Raw genomic sequence first — 21,746 nt, forward strand, 5'->3', positions numbered from 1 at the left:
CACGGCTGGCGCCTTCTAAGACTAGCGAGGTGGCCCCTCGTCGAGGACCAGCGAACCGGTCCCGGGTTGCCCGGTTGCGTCCACCCACGTCACCGCGACGGTGTCGCCGGGGCGGCGCGAGCTCATCGCCGCGTTGAGATCAGCGGACGACGCGATCCGGCTGCCACCGAACTCGGTGATGACCGCACCTTTGGTCAGCCCCACCCGCTCGGCCGGCGAATCGAAGCTCACGGCAACAACTTCGGCGCCGGCCGGCATGTCCGCGTGATCCTTCACCGCGACACCGAGTACGGGTGTCGGTCCCACACGCACGGTCTCGGAGGAGCGGCCACCGAGTACCTGCTCGACGATCGGTAGTGCGGTGTCGATCGGTATCGCGTAGGACTGAGGCGCCGGTGAGGTTTCGGTGCGGTCGGTGACGGCGTTGCCCGCGCTGCTGACGCCGATCAGCTCGCCAACGGCGTTGACCAGGGGGCCACCGGAATCGCCAGGCCGGATGTCCGCGTCGACCTCGATGAGGCCCTTCAACTGGTTTCGCGATCCGTCGGACACGTTGCGGGTGTTGACGGTGACACCGAGGTTGGTGATGACGCCGGGAGCAGGGACGGGTACTCCGCCGCCTTCCGCATTTCCGATTGCGGTGACGGAGTCCCCGCGAGCGGCTTCTGCTGATTTGCCGACCACAGCCACCGGCAGATCGTCAGCGCCCGCGAGTCGAAGGACGGCAAGATCGCTGACGCTGTCGTACCCGAGGATCTCGGCGTCGTAGATCAGCCCGTTGGACATGCTGACGGCAGTGACGTCCGAAGCTCCGCTGATGACGTGGTGATTCGTGAGCACCACTCCGTCAGGGGAGAGCACGATCCCGGTCCCAGCAGTGGTGGTGAATCCGGCCGGCGCCGTGATGGTGACGATGGTGGGGACCACCCGGGCCGAGAGCTCCTCCGGCGTGAGTGGAACAACCGGCGCGGGTGGGGTGGTCGTGATGACGGTGACCGGTGCGGACTCGATCGTTCCCGGAGTCAGGGGCGGTGCGACCAGCGCGAGACCACCGAGGCCGGCTGCGAGAACGACGGCCGTCCACAGGCCGCGTCTGCTCGCACGTTTGGTCATCCAGCCGTCCGTCCCGCCGGTGTCATGCCATCGAGTCGTGAAAGGTGAAGATTACCGATTCGGCGAATCTTCGGCCACAAAACCGGGCAACATGCCGTCCGCGCGGAGCGTTGCCAGGGACGGCGCGGCAGCGTCCTTTGCGGAGAGCTCGTAGGTCAGAGGGTTGCCCTTACGGTCTGTTCTCGGCCATTCGATCGCGAGTTCCGGATCGAAGGGATCGAGATCGCGGTCCAGGTGGGGGGAGTATTCGACGCTGCACAGGTACATCACTGTCGATCCGTCTTCGAGTGAAAGGATCGCGTGGCCGAGGCCTTCCGCCAGGAACACCGCTCGTCGATCGACGTCGTCGATCACCACCGCATCCCACTCGCCGAAGGTCGGTGATCCGACGCGCAGGTCTACGACAACGTCGAGGAAGGCACCTTTCACGCAGGTGATGTACTTCGCCTGTCCGGGCGGATTGTCGGTGAAGTGGATCCCGCGGAGGCTACCGGCTTCGGAAACCGAGCAGTTGGCCTGCGCGAGGTCGAGAGTGCGGCCGGTCGCGGCGGTGAAGGCGGAGCTTTTGAACCATTCGAGAAAGACACCGCGGTTATCGCCGAACTGCTTCGGTGTAATTTCCCAAGCTCCGGCGATCTTCAGTGGACGGATTTCCACATCACCATTCCTTGCCGTGCTCGAGCAGCTCGAGTAGGTAGTTGCCGTACCCGGATTTGCCCAATGCTTCTGCCTGAGTGCGTAATTGGTCGGAGCTGATGAATCCTTGACGCCACGCAACCTCTTCAGGGGAACCGATCTTGAGGCCTTGGCGGTGTTCGATGGTCCGCACGTAGTTCGCTGCCTCGAGCAGGGAATCGGGTGTGCCGGTGTCGAGCCACGCGGTTCCGCGGGGGAGGACATCGACAGAAAGTTTGCCAGCTTCGAGATAGTGCTGATTGATGTCGCTGATTTCGTATTCGCCACGCGCAGAGGGCTTCAGAGTGCGTGCGATGTCCACGACGTCGCTGTCGTAGAAATAGAGGCCGGGGACTGCGTAATTGGATTTCGGTGACGTCGGCTTTTCCTCGATGGACACGGCGCGACCCGAGTCGTCGAATTCGACGACGCCGTAGGCGGTCGGATTCGAGACCCAGTAAGCGAATACGGCTCCGCCGTCGATGTCGGAGAAACGCCTGAGTTGGGTTCCGAGGCCGGGGCCGTAGAAGATGTTGTCGCCGAGGACGAGCGCCACGGAGTCGGATCCGATGTGCTCTGCGCCGAGGGTGAATGCCGTTGCGAGGCCGTTCGGTTCGTGTTGCACTGCATAGGTGAGGTTGACGCCGAATTGTGAGCCGTCGCCGAGAACCCGGCGGAATTGTTCGGCGTCGTGTGGGGTCGTGATGATCAAGATGTCGCGAATGTCGGCGAGCATGAGAGTGGAGAGCGGGTAGTAGATCATCGGCTTGTCGTAGACAGGCAAGAGTTGCTTGCTCACTCCGAGGGTGATCGGGTGCAACCGCGACCCGGTGCCACCGGCCAGAATGATTCCGCGCATGCGTGCAGTGTCCTGCACTCCTGCCTGCCGACGCAAACGGACATGACACGCCCGGCCGCTAAAGTGGGGTTCGTCCGATGAGCCTGAGGAGATGACGTGCGACTACTGGTCACCGGGGGTGCCGGCTTCATCGGTGCCAATTTCGTTCATCAGACGGTGGCGACGCGTCCCGACGTGGAAGTCACGGTTCTCGACGCTCTGACCTACGCCGGAAATCGCCAGTCCCTGGCGTCCGTCGAGGACCGGATCACGTTTGTCCACGGCGACGTGGCCGACGAGTCGCTGGTCGACGATCTTGTCTCGCGCTCCGACGCAGTCGTGCACTTCGCGGCCGAAAGCCACAACGACAATTCCCTCGCCGACCCCGAACCGTTTCTGCGCACCAACGTCATGGGAACCTTCTCGCTCCTGCAGGCAGTGCGTTCGCACGGGGTCCGTTATCACCACATTTCGACCGACGAGGTGTACGGCGACCTCGAACTGGATGATCCGGCGAAGTTCACGGAGACGACACCGTACAACCCGTCGAGCCCGTACTCCGCGTCCAAGGCGTCGAGTGATCTGTTCGTGCGCGCCTGGGTGCGCTCGTTCGAGATCGCGGCGACCATCTCGAACTGCTCCAACAATTACGGCCCGTACCAGCATGTGGAGAAGTTCATCCCACGCCAGATCACCAATCTGCTCGACGGAGTGCGTCCACGGTTGTACGGGGAAGGCCGCAACGTCCGCGACTGGATTCACGTCGAGGACCACAACCGCGCCGTCTGGGACATCCTGGACCGCGGGAAGTCCGGCGAGACGTATCTGATCGGCGCCGACGGTGAAACCGACAACCGGACGGTGATTGCGACCCTGCTCGAAATTTTCGGACGCAAGCCGGACGATTTCGACTTCGTCACCGACCGCCCTGGTCACGATCTGCGGTATGCGATCGATTCGACGCGACTGCAGCAGGAACTTGGGTGGAAGCCGCAGTACCGCGATTTTCGAAGCGGACTGGAAGCCACCGTCGAGTGGTATCGCGACAACGAGCAGTGGTGGCGTCCGCAGAAGGCCGGCGTCGAGACGCAGTATTCCGCGGCCGAGAAAGTGATCTGACCGAACGTCAGGCTTTGGTGGGGTCCGGCACCCGCGAGCGCTCGTGCACGAGTGCATTGCGCAGGCCTCGTGATCCCGACAGCGCAGCCACGACGCCGGCAAAGACCTCACAGAGGGTGAACAGCAGCCTCGACGCCAGTGCGAGGCCGAGCGCGACGCCGGCATCCATGAACGGTGAAAGCGCTGCGACGATGACGGCTTCGCGGACACCGATTCCGGACGGGACGACAAAGACGAGGACCCCCGCGCACATACCGAGGGCGAGTGCGCCGATGCACTGGACGAGCCCACGGATTTCGAAGCCGGCCGAACTGGACGCGAGCAGCCACAACTGGATGCCGTAGAGCACCCAGCTTGCTGCGCACCAGCCCAATGCGAGCGCAATCTTGTGCATCGTGAGCGGCTTGTGCAGCGGCGTGCGGCGGAGCAGTTTCAGCGCGAGGTTCACCAGGCGTGTGAGCACCGGCGGGTAGGCGCAGACCAATGCGATCGGTACGAGGATGATCACGCCGACCGCTGCCGCCGTGCTGACCTCGAACAGGGCAGGTAGACCGAAGAGGCCGACGACCAGCGCCGAAGTTGTGCTCAACCCCACCGTGACCAGCACTGCGACAAAGCCTGCGGCACGGGACACACCGGCGCGCCTGACGAGTTCCGTTTGCAGAACGAAGGCCCAGACACTGCCGGGAAGGTACTTGCCGAGTTGGCCGACCAGATAGGCGCGAGCGGCGTCGAAGGCCGGAATCGGTTGTTCGAGGGCGCCGAGTGCGTGTTGCCAGGCCCGCACTGCGGCACCCATACCGAGGAAGATGAACACCGACGAGGCGGCAAGCGTCCACCAGTTCAGTTCGGTGATCGTGTTCTTGACCTCGGACCATTGGGACTTCACCGCGAAGATGATCGCGACGACGATCGCGAGGGTGACGAGGACCTTGAATCCGTTGACGAGAAGGCCGCGTAGAGCGTTCGGCTCTGCGGCCGGTTCGACGTCTTCGACCGGTTGTTCAGATTCGGGAGAGGTACTCACGCGCCTGCATCCCGCCCGTTCGTCATTTTGCAGACGATACCAACCAGGATTTGTCCCGCTAAACCACGAGCGGTTTGTCGGCGCGTTCCCGCCACCAGGTGAAGGCCTCCGACAGCGAGTCCGGAATGGCCGGTGACGTGCCGAAGCTGCCCGCGGCGTACACGGCTTCGATCGCGGCGATGTCCTCCTCCGCGATTCCCGACCGACTCATTCCGACCCGGTTGACACCATGCAACGACACCGGGTTGCCGAAGGCCTTGGAGAAGGGCGGGACGTCCTTGACCACGACGGTTCCCATGCCGATCATGGATCCGGAGCCGACGACGCGTCGTTGGTGCGCGACAGTGTGCATGCCAAGGTTGACGCCGTCTCCGACGCTGACGTGCCCGGCAAGCGTCGTTCCGGAGGACACGACGCAGCGGTCACCGATCTGCACGTCGTGCTCGATTCCCACTCTGTTCATCACGAAGCAGTCTTCGCCGATTTCGGTGCGGCGTTCGCTTCCCTGATGGACTGTGCTCAATTCGCGGATCGTCGTTCGAGCACCGATTCGAATTCCCAGACCGGCGCTGACGGACCAGGACGTCGGATGTAGAGCGCCGAGGATCTCGGGGGGAGCTCCCAAGACCGCTCCCGAGCCGATCCAGCAGTCGTCGCCGATCTCGAGCGGGCCCGTGAGTACCGCGTTCGGTCCGATCGTGACTCCCGCCCCGATCAGTACGTCGGCGCCGATCACGGCGGTCGGATGGATGTGGCAGTCGGTTCGTTCAGACATGCAGGTTCCGGAATCCTCTCGAAGTATCGAATCGTGTTTCGATACGCTTCCTGGGTTGTCGGGGTATTTCGTTCCGACGACGGTCGGATGAATCTATCGGAGGTAACTCAGTGATCGCGATATCCAGTATCTCGTTCGGGGAAGAAGTCGAGCGCGAGGTGCTGGACACTCTGCGATCGGGAATCGTCGCGCAGGGACCCAAGGTGAAGCGGCTCGAGGACGAGTTCGCGGCGCTGGTCGGAACGCGACACGCGGTGGCGGTGAACAACGGCACGACCGCATTGATCGCGGCTCTTCAGGTCCAGGATCTTCAGCCAGGTGACGAGGTTCTGACCACGCCGTTCACGTTCGTGGCCACCCTCAATGCAATTCTCGAGGCAGGCGCGACCGCGAGGTTTGCCGATATCTCCGAGTCCGATTTCAACATCGACCCGGCAGTCGCTGCCGATCGAATCGGTGACCGCACGAAGGTTCTGATGCCGGTTCATCTGTACGGACAGTCGGCTGACATGGGTGCCTTGATGCCGCTGGCATCGAAGAACGGTCTGACTGTCGTCGAGGACGCCGCTCAGGCCCACGGAGCGACGTTCGACGGGCGAGGCGCCGGCAGTTTCGGTGTGGGTTGCTTCTCGTTCTATGCAACGAAGAACCTCACGACCGCCGAGGGCGGAATGATCACGACCGACGACGACGCGATCGCCGATCGACTTCGGGTCCTGCGCAACCAGGGCATGCGGGCGCGCTACCAGTACGAGATGGTCGGCCAGAACTACCGGATGACTGACCTCCAGGCGAGCTTGGCTCTGCCCCAGATGGCGACGTACATGCAGCAGGTCGAGGCGCGCCGCCGGAATGCGGAGGCCTTGCGTGTCGGCCTGAAGGACGTCGAAGGACTGATCCTGCCGAGCGAACTGTCCGGTCGTGGACATGTCTGGCATCAGTTCACCTTGCTGCTGGCCGAAGACGCACCGATCACTCGCGACCAGTTGAGTGAGCGTCTGGCCGCGAAGGACATCGGTAGCGGCATCTATTACCCGAAGGCCGTCTACGACTACGAGTGCTACCGCGAACATCCGCGCGTCGTCATCGACGAGACGCCGGTGGCCACTTCGGTCGCGTCGCGGTGCCTGAGCATCCCCGTCCACGCTGCGTTGTCCGCCGGCGACGTCGATCAGATCGTTGCCGCGGTTCGCGGCGCCATGGAGGCCTGAAAAATGACTGCTAGCAAGCCACGTATCGCTCTTGTCGGATCCGGTCAGATGGGCTCGCTGCATGCGCGGGTCATCGCGCAGTCGCCGCTGTGCGAGTTGGATCTGCTGATCGAGCCGCGCGAGGAGCAGGGCAAAGCTGTTGCTGCGCGGTTCGATACGCGTTGGGCCGCCGATTTCGACTCGCTCGACGGTATCGACGCCGTCGTGATCGCCGCTGCTACGCCGGCGCACTACGAGTTGGCCGGGCGGGTTCTCGATCTGGGGAAGCCTGTCCTGGTGGAGAAGCCGTTGGCTGCGACGTACGAGCAGAGCGTCGACCTGGTCGATCGTTCGCGCGCGTCCGGTGTTCCCCTGATGTGTGGACTGCTCGAACGGTTCAATCCCGCTGTCCGCACCGCCCGTGAGTTCTCCGGCGATGTGTGGCAGGTGAACGGTATCCGCCACTCGCCGTTCGTTTCCCGCATTCCGACGGGTGTCGCGACGGACCTGCTGATTCACGATATCGACCTTGCCATCGGATTTGCCGGCTCGGAACCCAGTTTGGCAAAAGGGGAGTTCGGCTACTTCCACCCGACGTCCGTGCAGAACCGGTCGGAAGATTGCGCCGACGCCGTATTGCGCTTCGGATCAGGTGCTGTTGCAACGATTTCCGCGAGCCGGATCAGTCAGCGCAAGATTCGCCAGCTGTCGTTGCTCGAGGCCGATCGACTCATCGAGATCGATCTCTTGCGTCGCGACATCACGATCTACCGGCACATCGACGACAACATGCCTACCGATCGGGACGGCTACCAGCAGCAGACGGTCATCGAAATTCCGACGATCCGCTACAGCGAGGAACCGCTTGCCGCGCAGCTGACGCATTTCCTCGGATTGGTGCAGGGCACCGGTGACGCAGACGGTGAGCGGGCGTCGATTTTGCCCGCTCACCGCGCGGTTCACGAGGTGACGGAATCTGCGTTGGCTGCAGCGTTGTCGTCCTGACCGCTGCGTCGGCGTCGGAAGGCCCAGGCACCTTGAGACAGTGCCAGGAGTAATCCGACGCCGGCGACAGTCCAGCCGAAAGTGCTTCCGGGTGGACTGAATTCGATGGTGAGGGCGGATCCGGACGTGGCACTCGGCGGTAGATCGACCTGCAACAACCCGCCGGGGCTCGCCTTCGTCTCGACCGTCTGACCATCGACAGTCGCCGTCCAGCCCGGCCAGGCCAGTAGGGCGAATGTAATTGTGCCGGACCCGGTGTACTCGACGGTTTCCCTGGTGTCCGTAGCGGCGGCATCGCCACGTACGTCGAGACCAGGCGTCGCTGCGGATACGCGACCGTCGGGCCACTGATGCTCGGTGGTGCGATGGCCGACCGTGACCACCCGATCCGGCGATACGGTCCACTCGCCCTCGGGTAGGGCGTCGAGGGCGCGTTTTCCGCCGTACGGTCCGGAATTCTGAACGACGACCGTGTCGACTCGCATCGCGTCGAGCCAGGACACACCCGTTCCCGGCGATTCAGCGAGCAGTCGGTCGACGCCGTCCGGACACTGGACGCCGCCGTAGTAGTTCAAGCACAGTGCTTGAACGAAATCGTTGTAGCTGATTCCGGCGTAGCTGTTGACGGCATTGACTCCGGCAGGCTGCCAGGCGTTGCCGAACAGGAGGTCACCCCACTGCCCGGTTTCGTTGTCCGGCGGGATGTTGACGGGGTCGGCAATCGCGAAAGTGGTTCCCTGGTAACGGTCCTCGAACTTGGACTCCAGGAATGCCACCTGCCTGGGGAACTTCCACGGTGTCACGTTGTAGTTTCCGGTGAACCAGAAATTGGTCTGAGCACTGAGCACGACGACGATGCCGACAGCGAGTGCACCGGCGAGGTAGCGGGGCTTTCGGTAGGCCACGACCAACCCGAAGACGGTGAGAACCACGGTGATTATCAGTGATGCCGAGTGAATACCGATGTCTTCCGGGACATTCGACCAGGCAAGATAGAACTGAAGTGCCAACAATCCCGCGGTGATGATTGATCTTGTCCGGATTCGATCACGATGCAGTCCGGCAGAGAGGGCGACCGCCGTGACCACGATGGCGGGCAGTTGACCGTACTCGAGCAGTCGCGCGGGCCAACGGAAAAGCCACAGATTCGACGGTCCGAGAAGTAGTACGACGTAAATTCCGCCGAAGACGAACAGCGAGACGCTGTGGCGGCCCAACTTCTTCAGTGACTTCCACTGAATCCACGGTGCGAGCGGAATGAGGAACCAAGCCAGGTACACCAGCGGAATCGTCATGGCAGGCGAAGCGAAAGCGGTGACGTACGGCTGGTTCGACGGGCCGGAGAGGTTGAGCAGGTCACCGAGATCGGGTCGAAGCGAACCGTCGTTCGCGATTCCGGACTGAGTACGCACCGACACACCGGTGGTGAAGAGCAACGGTAGATACACGATCAGCGACATCATGATGATCGCTGCCGCGCTGATCATCAGTGATTTGATGCTGCCTGCGCGTTTGATTGCGATGCATTCCGCTATGACAGCGAGGTAGACGACCGCGACACCGACAGCGCCGTACGGGTTTCCGGTGGTCATCGCAAGATAGCCGAAAACGATCGGTACCAGGGGGTTCACTCGGCCGAGGGCGCTGGCGCGGGTAGACCACCAGACGTGGGGGATCCAGGCGAAGGCGATCAGCCCGGACGCCCAACTGGAGGCGTCGAAATAGAGCGTGTATCCGGCGAACGGCATGGCAAATCCGGCGATGAAAGCCATCGACCGATTGGCGCCGTACTGGCGGGCCACCAGATAAACGCCTACCGCGAGAATCGCCATGAATTGCATCTTGACCAGGGTGATTCCGATTCCCAGGTTCGGAATGAGTGCAATGGCAACCGAATCCAGAAGGATCACGGGATTGTATGTCCCGTAAAGGGCTTCGGCTGTGACATTGCCGCCGGCCCACAATTCGGGGATGAGCGTCGGCCATGACCCGGACAGGATTCGCTCGCCGATCGTGTGCCAACCAGGCGTGAAAGCTGCTGCGCTGTCGTCCCAGTAGTAGAACCACCGATTGGAGATCAGTGGGATGGCGGCGACGATCGACACCAGAGCGGCGAGAAGAATTGGCGGCACCACGCGTTGTGCGAGCGGTAAGTCAGATTTCACGATGTGCTTTCCTCTTCGAGTCGATGGCTGTTGTTCGGAGCCTGGGTCGTGCTCTTTTCTCGGAGCCTGGGCTGCGCCTTGTTTCTCGGAGCGTAGTATTCCGACGAGTTCGAACTGCAGTCGGGGAAGTAAGGAGATCGGGACGTGGCGACATCGCGAACGGAACCCGTTCGTGGGGAACCAGCTACGCCGGAACTCTCGGTGATCATCCCCGCATACAACTCAGGCGAGGTGCTGGAGTCGACGGTGCGTCAATTCGCCGAGTACTTCACCAGCCGCCCGGCCGAGAGCGCCGGTCAGGTCGAGATCATCGTCGTGGAGAACGGTTCGACGGACAACACTGCCGACGTGTGTGCTGCTCTGGCAGCTTCCTGGTCTTGGCCTGGAGTGACCTTCCTGCCGATGAGCAGCGACAAAGGGATGGGCGCAGCGCTTCGCGCCGGGACGCTTGCTTCTCGTGGACGACGCGTGTTGCTCACCGCGGACGACCTTCCGTTCGGTTTCGGTGACATCGAAGGCGCCGACCGCGTGATGGCGGATCTAGGGTCCGTCCCGCCGGTGGTCATCGGTTCAAAGGCTCATTCGGACTCAGAGGTGGAACGTGGCTTGCTGCGTTCGGTGATGACGGGTGGATTCGCGACGCTGCGACGGGTGGTGCTGGGTACCCGCACGGGCGACCCCCAGGGGACATTCATCGTCGACGGCGTTTTGCTGCGTCGAATCGCACCCTCGCTGACCGAGCGTGGATTCCTTTTCACCACCGAATTGGACTACGCGCTCGAATTGGCTGGGGTGCGCCCGGTCGAGGTCCCGATCCGACTCAGCGACGATCATCTGGCGCACGCGAGCCGTATCTCGCCCAAGGACGTGGTCCAGATGGCGAAGGGTCTGTTGTCGCTTCGTCGGCGAAAGACCGAGCTGCGCTCCGCCGCTGCAGTGAGTAATCACGGGTAGACCTGGTGTGACTCGGTGCCCGGGGCGCCGAGGTGCGGATTCGCGATACCCTGCGGGGCGTGGATACCGTGAACACGACCGATGACCAGTCCGATTCCGGAGTCGAGTTGATCGAACGCAGCGCGACGTCGGATCGACTGCTGGCGCAGCGGACGTTGTTCACCGGAACTTCGCCCGTCGCCAGTGACGAACTGTATGCGGTGACCAAGGTCGGTATGTCGACGCGATCGCGGTTCGAGTTGCGGCTTCAGCCGGGCGCGGTCGCGCACACCAATACCTTCTTCGGTCGTTTTCCGGCCAGCTACTGGCAGCGCTGGACCAATGTCACCGAGGTCACCGTCACTGCACATGTCGTGGCCGATACCGCTTGCCGCATCCAGATCCAGGCCTCGGACATCGGTGGCCACCGTCGTATCGTGACGAACGTCGTCGTGACCGGCGACGAGCGAGTGTCCATGACCGCCCCGCTCGATACTTTCGTCGACGGCGGGGCACTGTGGCTGCAGTTCGAAGCGCAGGGTGGCGGCGCAGTGGTCGACGATGTGGAATGGACCGTCGTCTCGCCGGAGTCGATTCGCCCGGTAGCCGTGGCGATCTGCACGTTCAATCGTGCGGACGACTGTGCGCGCACGGTCGAGGCCCTCGCGTCCGACGAGCGTGTACTCGCGTTGCTCGACGCTCTGTACGTCGTCGATCAGGGAACGGATCCGGTAGAGAGCCGTGAGCTGTTCCAGGAAGTGTCGAAGAAGTTCGGTTCGCGGTTGCAATATCTGCGGCAGGCGAATCTGGGTGGTGCCGGCGGATTCACCCGGGGCCTGTACGAGGCTTCGGCGGCCGGGCCGCACGCCGACGTGATCTTGATGGACGACGACATTCTGTGCGAACCCGAATCGGTTCTTCGACTGAGTGCGTTCGCGAACATGACGACGGAGCCGGCGTTGATCGGTGCCCAGATGCTCTTCCTGTTCAACCCCGACTACCTGCTGGCTTCGGGTGAACGCGTGGATCTGGGCACGCTTCAGCGTGGTGTACCGACCGATGAGCACGGTGTTCGTAACCGGAGTGTGCTCGAGAAACTGCCGGAACGTCGCGTGGACGCCGAATACAACGGCTGGTGGTCTTGCCTGATTCCTGCTGAAGCCATCGAGCGGATCGGCTTGCCACTGCCGGTCTTCTTCCAGTGGGACGACGTCGAGTACAGCTTGCGGGCCGGGCGGGCCGGGATTCCCACCATCACGTTGCCGTCGGCTGCTGTGTGGCATGCGGACTTCTATTGGAAGGACGTCGACGGTTTCGCGCACTACTTCAGTACGCGCAACGGTCTGATCACCGCTGCGCTGGACCCAGGGTTTGCACCCAAAACCCTCGCGAAGCAGCTCTCCCGGGATATTTCGCACTCGATCGTGGGTTTGCAGTACGGCCTTGCACATACGCAACTCCGGGCGATCGAGGGATTCCTCGAGGGGCCGGCAGGTTTGGCGGACGGTGGGCAGAAGGCGCTTGCCGCGATCAACCAGGAACGTAAGCGCTTCCCCGAGACTGTGACCCGCCCGGCGTCGGAGCTGCCGGGCAGGCTGCCGATCCGCCGCGTTGCGCCCAGCCCGAAACCCGGTTTGTGGACGGACCTCGTTCTGGCGAAACGCGCTGTGATGCAGGCTCGCAATCACCTCGAGCGAGGTCCGGTGGCGATTTCGTACGAAGATGCGCAGTGGTGGCACGTCGGACGTTTCGATCACGTCTTCGTCACCGATGCTTCGCAGGGAGGCGTGCGCGAACGCCGCTTCGACAGCGAGAAGGCCGCCGAGATGAGCGGTCGCCTCGCCGGCGTCATGAAGCGGTTCCTCGCCGAAGCGCCAAGTGTGGCTGAAGCATTCGCTCGCGAGTTCCCGCAGCTCACCAGCCGCGAGAACTGGGCTCGACTGTACGAGAAGTGAGCCTCAACGCACTATCTTGGCGATGACCTGCTCGTTGTCGACGGTGTACCCGAGGTATTCGAACGAGATGCCGGTGCGTGTGACGAACTCCGTCCACGCCCGGTACTCGTGCTGCTGCCACCCGGGATAGTTGAAGAATTCGTCGAAGACGACGATCGACCCGGGTACCAGGCGGTCGCCGAGGAGATCGAGCACCGTCTTGGTGGACGAGTAGAGATCGGCGTCGAGGTGCAGGAACGCAACGGGGCCGGATTCGTCGTTCAGGAACGAGGGCAAGGTGTCCTCGAAGAGGCCCGGAACAAGTTGCGCTCCAGGCACTTCGGGGATGGCTTCCTGAGCGAACTCGCCGACCGGGAACCCGGTGCGCCAGGTCTCCGGAAGGCCGGAGAACACGTCGAAACCTGCGACGGTCCCCTCGCGTTCGGTGAAAGCCTCCGCGACGATCCTGAGTGTGGTTCCGCTGGCGACGCCGAATTCGAGTGCCATGCCGGGTATTTCGATCAAGCCCAATGCGTGGCGCAGCGTGTCGTGCGGGTGGCCGAATGTCTCCGCGACGCGAAGGTGTTCGAGGATGAACTCGGCAGTCGACGCTGTCGCTTCCAGATCCACGGCGTAGGCCAGATCCCGACGCTGGCGAAATTCCAGCTCGTCGATCCTGGACCGGAGGCCCGCGATGTCACCGCGGGCCTCGGCCAGTTCGTCACGTGAGAGCGTCAGCGCATCGAGGATCTGTTGCGTGCGATCTGCGTTGCGCCGGTCGGCGGCCTCGACCACCTCGGATACCGCACGCTGAAGCTTGGTTCTGGCGCTGGAACGGAACTGCTCGAACATGGCAACCTCTCGTCGGGATCACTCCCATGCTGCCAGGCTTTGTTCGCTACCGGTCCCGACCGCGGTAGTGACTCTTGAGTTGTCGGGAGATCACCTTGATCTCCCGCGTCCTCTCTGCCTGCAGACGAGCATCGCTTCGCGCGGCGTTCCATGCATTCTCTCGCTGTAGTTTCCGGTAGCTCGCGAGCCTCCGCTCATCGATATCGCCACGCCCGAGTGCGCTCAGGACTGCGCATCCCGGCTCGGAGTTGTGTGCGCAATCGGAGAACCGGCACTCTGCAATCAGCTCCTCGATCTCGGGGAACGTCTTCTCGATCCCCTCCGCCGCGTTCCACATGCCGACCCCTCGCAGGCCGGGTGTGTCGATCAGTGTCCGGCCGCCGGAGAATGAGATCAACTCTCTGGTGACGGTGGTGTGGCGTCCCTTTCCGTCACCGGTCCGAACGCGACCGGTCTCGAGTCGATCGGCGTCTGTGGTGTCCGCGAGGAGGGCGTTCGCGAGCGTCGACTTACCGGCGCCTGATGGACCGAGTATCGCCACGGTGCCGTCCAGAACTGCATCGAGTACATCCATTCCTTCGTTGGTCTCGGCACTGACGGCCAGCACTGTTGCGCCGGGCGCAATGGCAGTGACCTCGGCGATAGTGTCGGAGATATAGTGAGCTGCATCCGATTTGGTGAGTGCGACGACAGGGGTTGCACCACTTTCCCAGGCGAGTGCGAGTAGTCGCTCGATGCGCCCGAGATCGACGTCGCCGTCCGAAGCCGTGGCGATGACGACGGTGTCGACATTGGCCGCCAGAATCTGGCCTTCCGATTTTCCGGATGCCGAGGATCGAACGATGCTGCTTGATCGGGGGAGTATCGAAGTGACCGTGTGCATCTCGGGTTCGCGTGAGTCCCGTAACTCGGCCACGGCGACCCAGTCACCCGTACAGAGTGGATCGCTGCCGCTGAGTGCGCGAACTGTGCCTTCGGCGACGGTCACGTCACACCGCCCTCGGTCGACGCGAAGAACGCGCCCGGGTGCGGAGTCCGGTGGGGCCAGGGCAGTGAATGTGTTCGAGAGTGTTGCGTTCCAACCGTATTCGGTCAGGGGCGCGCTGTTTTCCGGCATGGTGAGTGTGTCCTCGAGTACGAAGAAGTGTGAATGTTGACGGTGCTGAAACTGCGGAACACGACAGTCATCAATACTCACTCCTCGAAAATCTCAGGACGCACCATGCGTCGGATCAGAATCGTCTCAGCCGCAGACGCGACTGTGCAACTGAATTAACTCGGGGCGGCCGACTTAACTCGGACGTTCGAACTTCTCTTCCCGGCCGAGCTTGCGCAATCGCATCCACTCGCGCAGTCCGGCCGGATCGCGGCGTGTGATCAGGAAGTACCAGCCGAACCGAACCCATTCCTGCGGAAGCAGTTTCCGCATTCCCGGTTGGGAGAGGATGTATCCACGGTTGCGGTACGTGAAGTAGCGCTTCGTGTCGTTGTCGGGGTACTGCGTGTGCATGCGTCCGCCGAGGATCGGCTTGAACTCGTCCGCGCCGTTGGGGTGGACATAAGCAGTTTGCAGGCAGGTACCGAACTTCAGGCCGGAGCGCACGAGGCGACGGTGTACCTCGACCTCGTCGCCGCGGACGAACAGGCGTAGATCCGGAACTCCGACGGCATCGATCGCGTCGGCGGTGAACAGTGCGCCGTTGAAGAGGGACGCGATGCCGGGCAGGAGATCCTCGTCGCCGAGCTCGGAACGCAACCGGCGCCACGACGTGCCGCGGCGAAGTGGGAAGGCAAGGCGGTCGGGGTCGTCGATGTCGCAGACGACGGGGGAGACCTCGGCCAGGTCGTTCCGAATTGCACAGTCGAGCAGTGTTTCCAGGACCTCAGGCCCCTCCGGGCGGCCGTCGTCGTCGGCGAGCCAGACGCGGTCGGCGCCGAGTGAAAGCGCGTAGAGAATGCCAAGAGCAAATCCTCCGGCACCGCCGAGGTTGTGCTGAGAACCGATGTAACTGGTCGGCAGTGGAGCGTTGTCGACGAGCTCTTTCACATCGGCTTCGTCGGCATTGTCGACGACAACCAGATGATCGAGCGGACGCGACTGGGTGCTGAGAACCTTCAAGGATTCGGCCAGCAGTTCACGACGTTTGTGAGTGACGACGACCCCGATGATTTTCTCGGGTGCGCTCACGGGGTGTTCTCCCGTTCCATTTCCTTGATCACGTGGCGCACATGTTCGGCGGCGTCGTCACCTTCGTAGGCGCGTACGACGTCTTCGATGTCGCCTTGCATGCGGATCTGGCCGTGGTCGATCCACATCGCACTGTTGCACAGCTGAGCGAGGAATTCGTTGGAGTGGCTGGCGAATACCAGGATGCCGGAGCGTTCCACCAGCTTCTGCAGCCGGATGCGGGCCTTCTTCATGAATTCCGCGTCGACGGCACCGATGCCCTCGTCGAGAAGCAAGATCTCGGGATCGATACTGGTCACGACGCCCATGGCAACGCGAACGCGCATACCGGTGGAGTAGGTACGCAGTGGCATGGAGAGGTATTCACCGAGTTCGGTGAATTCGGCGATCTCGTCCATCTTCGCGAGCATCTGCTTGCGGGTCTGACCAAGGAACAGGCCGCGGATGATGATGTTCTCGTACCCGGAGATTTCCGGGTCCATGCCGACACCGAGGTCGAAGACGGGTGCGACGCGTCCGCGAATGCTGGCGGATCCCCGGGTCGGTTCGTAGATTCCGGAGAGCAGGCGCAGCAGGGTGGATTTGCCGGCGCCGTTGTGGCCGACGAGCCCGATGCGGTCGCCTTCCTTGAGCGTCATCGTGATGTCGCGGAGCGCTTCGACGACGACGACATCGGAGTCGTTGCGGCCGATGGATCCTCCGGCCTTGCCGAGGAAGGCCTTCTTGAGCGAGCGGGATTTCGCGTCGAAGATCGGGAAGTCGACGCACGCGTTCTGCGTGTGGATGCTGACTGGCTGACTCATGTGTTTCCTCTAGACCCAGTAGGGCACGCGTGCCCGGTACTTGCGGAGTGCCAGAATCGCGACGGCCCAGCCGACGACGGTGAAGGCGATGACGATGTACCAGTGGTATGCCTGCTGGTCGGCCCCGATGAGTGGTGCTCGGATGATCTCGAGGTAGTGGTACAGCGGGTTGAGCTCGGCGAGTCGCACGCGCCCTGCGGCTTCTGGACTTTGATCCTTGAGAGCCTGCGTCGTCCACATGATCGGCGTCAGCACGAACAGCAGCAGGGTGAGGCTGCCGAGGATGGGGGCGATGTCGCGGTACCGGGTGGAGAAGATACCGAAGACGATCGAGACCCACAGCGTGTTCGCGACGATCAGCACGAATGCCGGTATTGCCGCGAGCGCCGTCCAGCTCATGTTCTGCCAGATACTGAACGCGAACAGAAGAACTATGTAGATCGCGAAGTTGTGCGCGAAGAACAGCACCTGACGCCAAACCAGGCGATATACGTGCACACTCAACGCCGACGGCAACTGCTTGATCAGGCCCTCGTTGGCGATGAAGACCTCGGACCCTTCGAGAATGCTTGCACTGATCAGGTTCCACACGATCAGCCCGACCGTGACGTACGGCAGGAACTCCTTGAGCGGAATGTTCAGCAACGCGGAGTACAGAAGACCCATCGCGGCGGCCTGAACGCCGGTGGCGATCGTGATCCAGAACGGACCGATCACCGACCGGCGGTAGCGCTGTTTGATGTCCTGCCAGCCGAGGCTGAGCCACAACTCACGCTGATTCAGACCGTCGCGAAGGTCTTTGAACGCACGACGGAACGTCTGGGAGTCGGACACGGGCGCGGGTGCGCCCGGCGTCTCGGATTCGATTGCGGATGCTGACACGGAGGTCGAGCCTACCGGCCTGGCGTCGGAGCCGGTTTTCCCGCGGACTTCGTGGTGGTCCGAGTTACAGATACTGGCCGGTTCCTGGGCTCTGTTGGTCCGGATGGGCAGGCGAATGCGGAGCCCCGATGCTCATGCCGGGAGGCAGTGCGCCCTGACGCATCTGTTCGAGCTGAGCGCGCGCTGCCATCTGCTGCGCGAACAGTGCGGTCTGAATTCCGTGAAACAGTCCTTCGAGCCAGCCGACGAGTTGGGCCTGCGCGATTCGCAGTTCGGCGTCCGAGGGAATGGAGTCGTCGGTGAACGGGAGGCTCAGTCGCTCGAGTTCTTCACGGAGTTCGGGTGCCAGGCCTTGTTCCAGTTCTCGGATGGACGAGGTGTGGATGTCCTTGAGGCGCTTGCGGCTGGCGTCGTCGAGCGGCGCGGCGCGCACTTCTTCCAAGAGTTGTTTGATCATCGTGCCGATTCGCATGACCTTCGCCGGCTGCTCGACCATCTCGGCGACGGACTCGGCTTCGGATTCCGCGCCTTCGGTGGTGCCGGAGGTGGCGGCCTCTGCCTCGGCCACCGGCATCGCGACGGGTCGACCGTCGGGTCCGATAACGAGTACCTGCTCTTTGTCGGGGTTCGTCATGCTTCCATCTTGTCGTGTGTGGGCGACAAACGCCGCGTAACCCCCAAAAAGTTAGCTATCGAATAACTGTACTGACGGGTAATTGGGTGACTGCCTTCGACTAAGCGGGCGTCTGCACCTAGAGTGTCGAGCATGGCTTACGACGTTGCCCGCGTACGGGGGTTGATTCCCTCACTCGGTGACGGCTGGATCCACCTCGATCCGCAGGCCGGAATGCAGATCCCGGACGCCGTCTCGCGGACGGTCTCCACCGCGTTCCGTGCCTCTGCATCTTCTTCCTCCGGTCGCCACGTCTCGAACCGTCGTAGTGCTGCCATTCTCGAGAGTGCGCGCACCGCGGTCGCCGATCTGGTCGGCGGAGATCCTGCGGGAGTCGTTCTCGGATCAGACCGAGCGGTGTTGTTGGCTTGGCTCGCCGAGTCGCTCAGTTCGCGGTTGGGCCTCGGAACCGGTCTCGTACTCTCGCGCCTCGACGAAGAGGCGAACGTCGCGCCCTGGCTTCGTGTGGCCAGTCGCTACGGCGCTCAGGTGCGATGGGCAGAGGTCGAAATCGAAACGTGTGAGCTCCCGAGTTGGCAGTTCAACGATCTCATCACCTCGACCACTCGATTGGTGGCCTTGACGGCCGCATCACCGGTCGTCGGTTCGGCTCCGAACGTCCGCGCCGCAGCTGATCGTCTGCACGAATTCGGCGGACTGATGGTGGTCGACGCCGTCGGTGCAGCGCCATATGCGCATGTGGACATGGCTGATCTCGGGGCGGACATCGTTGCCGTCAGCGCGCCGTCGTGGGGCGGTCCGCAGGTGGGCGCACTCGTCTTCCGCGATCCCGGACTGCTCGACCGAATTCCGGCCGTGTCGCTCAACCCGTACGCGCGTGGCGCCGAGCGACTCGAGGTGGGCGGTCATCAGTTCGCGCTGCTGTCCGGTCTCACGTCGTCGATCGATTTCCTGGCGGGCTTGGACGAATCGGCAACGGGAACCAGGCGTGAGCGCCTCGAAACCTCGATCAGCTCGCTGCAGGACTACCAGGACGGTCTGTTCGATCACCTGATGCGTTCTCTCGCAGCCCTACCCAACGTGATGGTGATCGGCGGCGCACCCACGCGGGTGCCGACGCTCAGCTTCACGCTCGAGGGCATGGCGGCAGACAAGGTCGCCGCGCATCTGGCCGACAAGCGCATCGCGACGGTCAGCGGTACGCACGGCGGTTCCAGGCTGCTCGACGCCCTCGGCGTCAACGACGAAGGCGGCGCGGTCACCGTCGGCCTTGCGCCGTACACGACGCGGTACGAGATCAATCAGCTGGTCGCCGAACTCGGCGCCCTGGGCTGATCGATCCCGCTCGGCTCACTTCACGGTGAGGATGACCTTGCCTACGGTTTCCGGCGAATCCAGCAACTGATGGGCTAATGGCGCCTCGGTGATCGGAAGTTCGGTCGACACGATCGGTTGAACCGATCCGTCTGCGATCAACGGCCACAACTTCGCGCGGACGTCGGCGACGATGTCCGCTTTACCGCCGGGGCCGGTGAGCGGACGCCCACGCAGGCCCGTCGACGTGATGTTTCCGCGCTTTCCCATCAGCTTGGCGATGTCGACCTCGCCCTTGCGGCCACCCTGCATTCCGATGATCACGACGTGGCCGTCCATGGCGAGTGCGTCGACGTTGCGCCCGAGGTACGACGCTCCCATGTTGTCCAGAACCACGTCGGCGCCGTGGTTGTCGGTGGCTTCGGCGAGTGATGCTACGAAGTCGCTGTCGCGATAGTTGATGAGAATATCCGCGCCCAATTCGCGGCAGCGGTTCAATTTGTCCTCCGAACCCGCGGTAACTGCGACGCGGGCGCCGAGGGCTTTGCCGACCTGGATGGCGTGGGTGCCGATTCCGCCGCCACCGCCATGGACGAGTAGTACCTGTCCGCGTCGTAGTCCGCCGCGCATCACGACGTTGGACCACACTGTGCACGCAACTTCCGGCAGTGACGCTGCGACACGGAGATCGACGCCAGCGGGAACGGGGAGAAGTTGTGTTGCCGGGACCGCAACCTTCTCGGCATAGCCACCGCCGGCCAGCAGTGCGCAGACTTCGTCGCCGACGGACCAACCGGTGACGTCTTCGCCGAGTTCGGTGATCACACCCGAGCATTCGAGGCCGAGAATGTCACTCGCGCCGGGCGGCGGCGGGTAGAAGCCTTGACGTTGGAGCAGGTCGGCGCGGTTGACTGCGGTCGCGGCGACCTCGACGAGTACGTGCCCGCGAGGTAGTTCAGGATCGGGCTGCTGCGCCCATTTCATGACCTCGGGACCGCCGGGCTGATCGATCGTTATGGCGTACATGGATACGACGCTAGCGAATCTCCCCGCTGACGGGTGTTTTGCCGCTACCGTCGCGGACGTGACTTACTTCGGGAACATGCAGAACGAGATTTGTCTGACGGGACTGAGCGGCGCGAAGCCGGCTTTGCCGATGACTGCGGCAGGCTTGGAAGATGCCGCGCGCGAGCAACTCTCACCGGAGGCCTTCGGGTACATCGCCGGTAGCGCGTCGACCGAACGGACCGCGGTGTCGAATCTGCGGGCGTTCGACAAGCATGCGATCGTGCCGCGGATGTTGCGGGGGACTGCGGCGCCCGACGCACGCGACCTGAGCGTCGAGGTGTTGGGGACGAGGTTGGCTGCACCGATCCTGACGGCTCCGGTGGGCGTGCTCGGCTTGGTCCACGACGACGCCGAGGTTGCGGTCGGTTCGGTCACCGCCGAGTTGGGGATCGGATCGATTCTCTCGACGGCGGCATCCTCGACCATCGAAGACGTAGCGGCGGCCTCCGGCGAGAACTGGTGGTACCAGCTGTACTGGCCGGCCGACGACGAACTTGCCGAGTCGTTTGTCCGCCGAGCGGAGACGGCGGGCGCGAAGGCTATCGTCCTGACTGCCGACACTCCCGGTATGGGTTGGCGTCCAAGGGATCTCGAACTCGGTTACCTTCCGTTCCTGCAGGCGAAGGGTATTGCCAACTACCTGTCGGATCCGGTGTTCCGCGCCAAACTGGCGACGCCGCCCGAGGAGAGCGCAGAAGCGCTGCAGATCGCGGTTCTCACGTGGGTGTCGTTGTTCGGCAATCATGCGGTGCGGATTGCCGATATCGCGAAACTTCGCCAGTGGACGACACTTCCGATCGCGGTGAAGGGAATTGTCCATCCCGACGACGCACGTGAGGCCGTCGCAGCCGGCGCCAACGGCATTGTCGTGAGCAACCATGGTGGGCGTCAAGTTGACGGGTCGATTTCGGCACTCGATGCTCTCGGTCCCGTCGCTGATGCGGTGGGGCATGAGGTGGACATCCTGATGGACTCCGGAATTCGTTGTGGCGCAGACGTAATCAAGGCTCTGGCCTTGGGTGCCGACGCAGTGCTGTACGGGCGGCCGTGGGTGTACGGGTTGGGATTGGCCGGAGCGGACGGAGTGCGTCATGCATTGCGCAGTCTCCTGGCCGACCTGGATCTCACTATGGGACTGGCGGGGCTGGCATCGGTTGCCGAAATCGACCGTTCGATCCTGATGTCCAATTCGTGACTTTAGGGTGAGTCTTACTGTGACGGGCGGACACAG

At 63.0% G+C, this 21,746-nt stretch carries 20 protein-coding genes; 7 read left to right on the forward strand and 13 right to left on the reverse strand.

The window, feature by feature from the left end; genetic code table 11:
• Positions 1–21: 21 nt before the first annotated feature.
• The 3 genes from PCS43_RS12320 to rfbA are packed head-to-tail and all read right to left on the reverse strand — an operon-like array spanning position 22 to position 2,647.
• On the reverse strand, positions 22–1,113 hold the full coding sequence (locus PCS43_RS12320; RefSeq protein WP_003943984.1) for a S1C family serine protease: 1,092 nt from the start codon (positions 1,111–1,113) through the stop codon (positions 22–24).
• 51 nt (positions 1,114–1,164) lie between these two features.
• On the reverse strand, positions 1,165–1,770 hold the full coding sequence (locus PCS43_RS12325; protein WP_054825475.1) for a dTDP-4-dehydrorhamnose 3,5-epimerase family protein: 606 nt from the start codon (positions 1,768–1,770) through the stop codon (positions 1,165–1,167).
• Position 1,771: 1 nt separating this feature from the next.
• Positions 1,772–2,647: a glucose-1-phosphate thymidylyltransferase RfbA gene (rfbA, locus tag PCS43_RS12330; RefSeq protein WP_003943968.1), complete on the reverse strand. Its 876-nt coding sequence runs from the start codon at positions 2,645–2,647 to the stop codon at positions 1,772–1,774.
• A 96-nt stretch (positions 2,648–2,743) separates the two neighbouring features.
• Between rfbA and rfbB the strand changes: the two genes are divergently transcribed.
• A complete protein-coding gene (gene rfbB, locus PCS43_RS12335; RefSeq protein WP_209910889.1) occupies positions 2,744–3,745 on the forward strand; it encodes a dTDP-glucose 4,6-dehydratase in 1,002 nt (333 codons plus the stop codon).
• Positions 3,746–3,752: 7 nt separating this feature from the next.
• Here rfbB and PCS43_RS12340 read toward each other — a convergent pair whose 3' ends face one another.
• Together PCS43_RS12340 and PCS43_RS12345 are read right to left on the reverse strand one after the other, a co-directional pair.
• Complete coding sequence (locus PCS43_RS12340) at positions 3,753–4,772, reverse strand: lysylphosphatidylglycerol synthase transmembrane domain-containing protein (protein ID WP_058038039.1); 1,020 nt, start codon at positions 4,770–4,772, stop codon at positions 3,753–3,755.
• Between the two features lie 58 nt (positions 4,773–4,830).
• Positions 4,831–5,547 carry a DapH/DapD/GlmU-related protein gene (locus tag PCS43_RS12345; RefSeq protein WP_054831530.1) on the reverse strand — a complete coding sequence of 239 codons (717 nt, stop codon included), beginning with the start codon at positions 5,545–5,547 and terminating at the stop codon, positions 4,831–4,833.
• 110 nt (positions 5,548–5,657) lie between these two features.
• On the opposite strand from PCS43_RS12345, the gene PCS43_RS12350 reads away from it, so the two are divergent.
• Positions 5,658–6,758 (forward strand): DegT/DnrJ/EryC1/StrS family aminotransferase, encoded by a 1,101-nt coding sequence (locus tag PCS43_RS12350; RefSeq protein ID WP_007731790.1) that lies wholly within the window; start codon positions 5,658–5,660, stop codon positions 6,756–6,758.
• Between the two features lie 3 nt (positions 6,759–6,761).
• Positions 6,762–7,742: a Gfo/Idh/MocA family protein gene (locus PCS43_RS12355; protein ID WP_007731789.1), complete on the forward strand. Its 981-nt coding sequence runs from the start codon at positions 6,762–6,764 to the stop codon at positions 7,740–7,742.
• On the opposite strand, the gene PCS43_RS12360 is transcribed toward PCS43_RS12355, so the two are convergent.
• Complete coding sequence (locus PCS43_RS12360; RefSeq protein ID WP_209910892.1) at positions 7,697–9,907, reverse strand: hypothetical protein; 2,211 nt, start codon at positions 9,905–9,907, stop codon at positions 7,697–7,699. The two genes, PCS43_RS12355 and PCS43_RS12360, sit on opposite strands and share 46 nt — an antisense overlap.
• Positions 9,908–10,051: 144 nt before the next feature.
• Here PCS43_RS12360 and PCS43_RS12365 point away from each other — a divergent pair, with 144 nt between their 5' ends.
• Complete coding sequence (locus PCS43_RS12365; protein ID WP_054827093.1) at positions 10,052–10,861, forward strand: glycosyltransferase; 810 nt, start codon at positions 10,052–10,054, stop codon at positions 10,859–10,861.
• Positions 10,862–10,929: 68 nt separating this feature from the next.
• Positions 10,930–12,795 carry a glycosyltransferase gene (locus PCS43_RS12370; protein ID WP_031332686.1) on the forward strand — a complete coding sequence of 622 codons (1,866 nt, stop codon included), beginning with the start codon at positions 10,930–10,932 and terminating at the stop codon, positions 12,793–12,795.
• A 3-nt stretch (positions 12,796–12,798) separates the two neighbouring features.
• Here the strand turns inward: PCS43_RS12370 and PCS43_RS12375 are convergent, their stop codons facing one another.
• The 6 genes from PCS43_RS12375 to PCS43_RS12400 all read right to left on the reverse strand — a co-directional run bounded on the left by PCS43_RS12375 (position 12,799) and on the right by PCS43_RS12400 (position 18,133).
• Entirely contained in the window at positions 12,799–13,626 is an 828-nt protein-coding gene (locus PCS43_RS12375) for a TylF/MycF/NovP-related O-methyltransferase (RefSeq protein WP_209910895.1), read from the reverse strand.
• Positions 13,627–13,672: 46 nt separating this feature from the next.
• On the reverse strand, positions 13,673–14,743 hold the full coding sequence (rsgA, locus tag PCS43_RS12380; protein WP_209910898.1) for a ribosome small subunit-dependent GTPase A: 1,071 nt from the start codon (positions 14,741–14,743) through the stop codon (positions 13,673–13,675).
• 174 nt (positions 14,744–14,917) lie between these two features.
• Positions 14,918–15,814, reverse strand: coding sequence for a galactofuranosyltransferase GlfT1 (gene glfT1 / locus PCS43_RS12385; protein ID WP_007731778.1), 897 nt, complete (start codon positions 15,812–15,814; stop codon positions 14,918–14,920).
• On the reverse strand, positions 15,811–16,617 hold the full coding sequence (wzt, locus tag PCS43_RS12390; protein WP_007731776.1) for a galactan export ABC transporter ATP-binding subunit Wzt/RfbE: 807 nt from the start codon (positions 16,615–16,617) through the stop codon (positions 15,811–15,813). The genes glfT1 and wzt overlap by 4 nt, the downstream gene beginning before the upstream one ends.
• A gap of 9 nt (positions 16,618–16,626) precedes the next feature.
• Positions 16,627–17,499 (reverse strand): galactan export ABC transporter permease subunit Wzm/RfbD, encoded by an 873-nt coding sequence (gene wzm, locus PCS43_RS12395; protein WP_020968137.1) that lies wholly within the window; start codon positions 17,497–17,499, stop codon positions 16,627–16,629.
• A gap of 64 nt (positions 17,500–17,563) precedes the next feature.
• The gene (locus PCS43_RS12400) at positions 17,564–18,133 is read right to left on the reverse strand and encodes a bacterial proteasome activator family protein (protein ID WP_007731772.1); all 570 of its coding nucleotides are present in this window, start codon (positions 18,131–18,133) and stop codon (positions 17,564–17,566) included.
• Between the two features lie 132 nt (positions 18,134–18,265).
• Here PCS43_RS12400 and PCS43_RS12405 point away from each other — a divergent pair, with 132 nt between their 5' ends.
• The gene (locus PCS43_RS12405; protein WP_007731767.1) at positions 18,266–19,468 is read left to right on the forward strand and encodes a cysteine desulfurase-like protein; all 1,203 of its coding nucleotides are present in this window, start codon (positions 18,266–18,268) and stop codon (positions 19,466–19,468) included.
• Positions 19,469–19,483: 15 nt separating this feature from the next.
• On the opposite strand, the gene PCS43_RS12410 is transcribed toward PCS43_RS12405, so the two are convergent.
• Positions 19,484–20,473, reverse strand: coding sequence for an NAD(P)H-quinone oxidoreductase (locus tag PCS43_RS12410; protein WP_007731765.1), 990 nt, complete (start codon positions 20,471–20,473; stop codon positions 19,484–19,486).
• Between PCS43_RS12410 and PCS43_RS12415 the strand changes: the two genes are divergently transcribed.
• Positions 20,472–21,710: an alpha-hydroxy-acid oxidizing protein gene (locus PCS43_RS12415; RefSeq protein ID WP_270923041.1), complete on the forward strand. Its 1,239-nt coding sequence runs from the start codon at positions 20,472–20,474 to the stop codon at positions 21,708–21,710. The two genes, PCS43_RS12410 and PCS43_RS12415, sit on opposite strands and share 2 nt — an antisense overlap.
• The last annotated feature ends 36 nt before the right edge of the window (positions 21,711–21,746 follow it).

Source organism: Rhodococcus sp. C-2 (genome assembly GCF_027854095.1).
In the GTDB taxonomy this organism is placed as follows: Bacteria; Actinomycetota; Actinomycetes; order Mycobacteriales; family Mycobacteriaceae; genus Rhodococcus_F; species Rhodococcus_F qingshengii.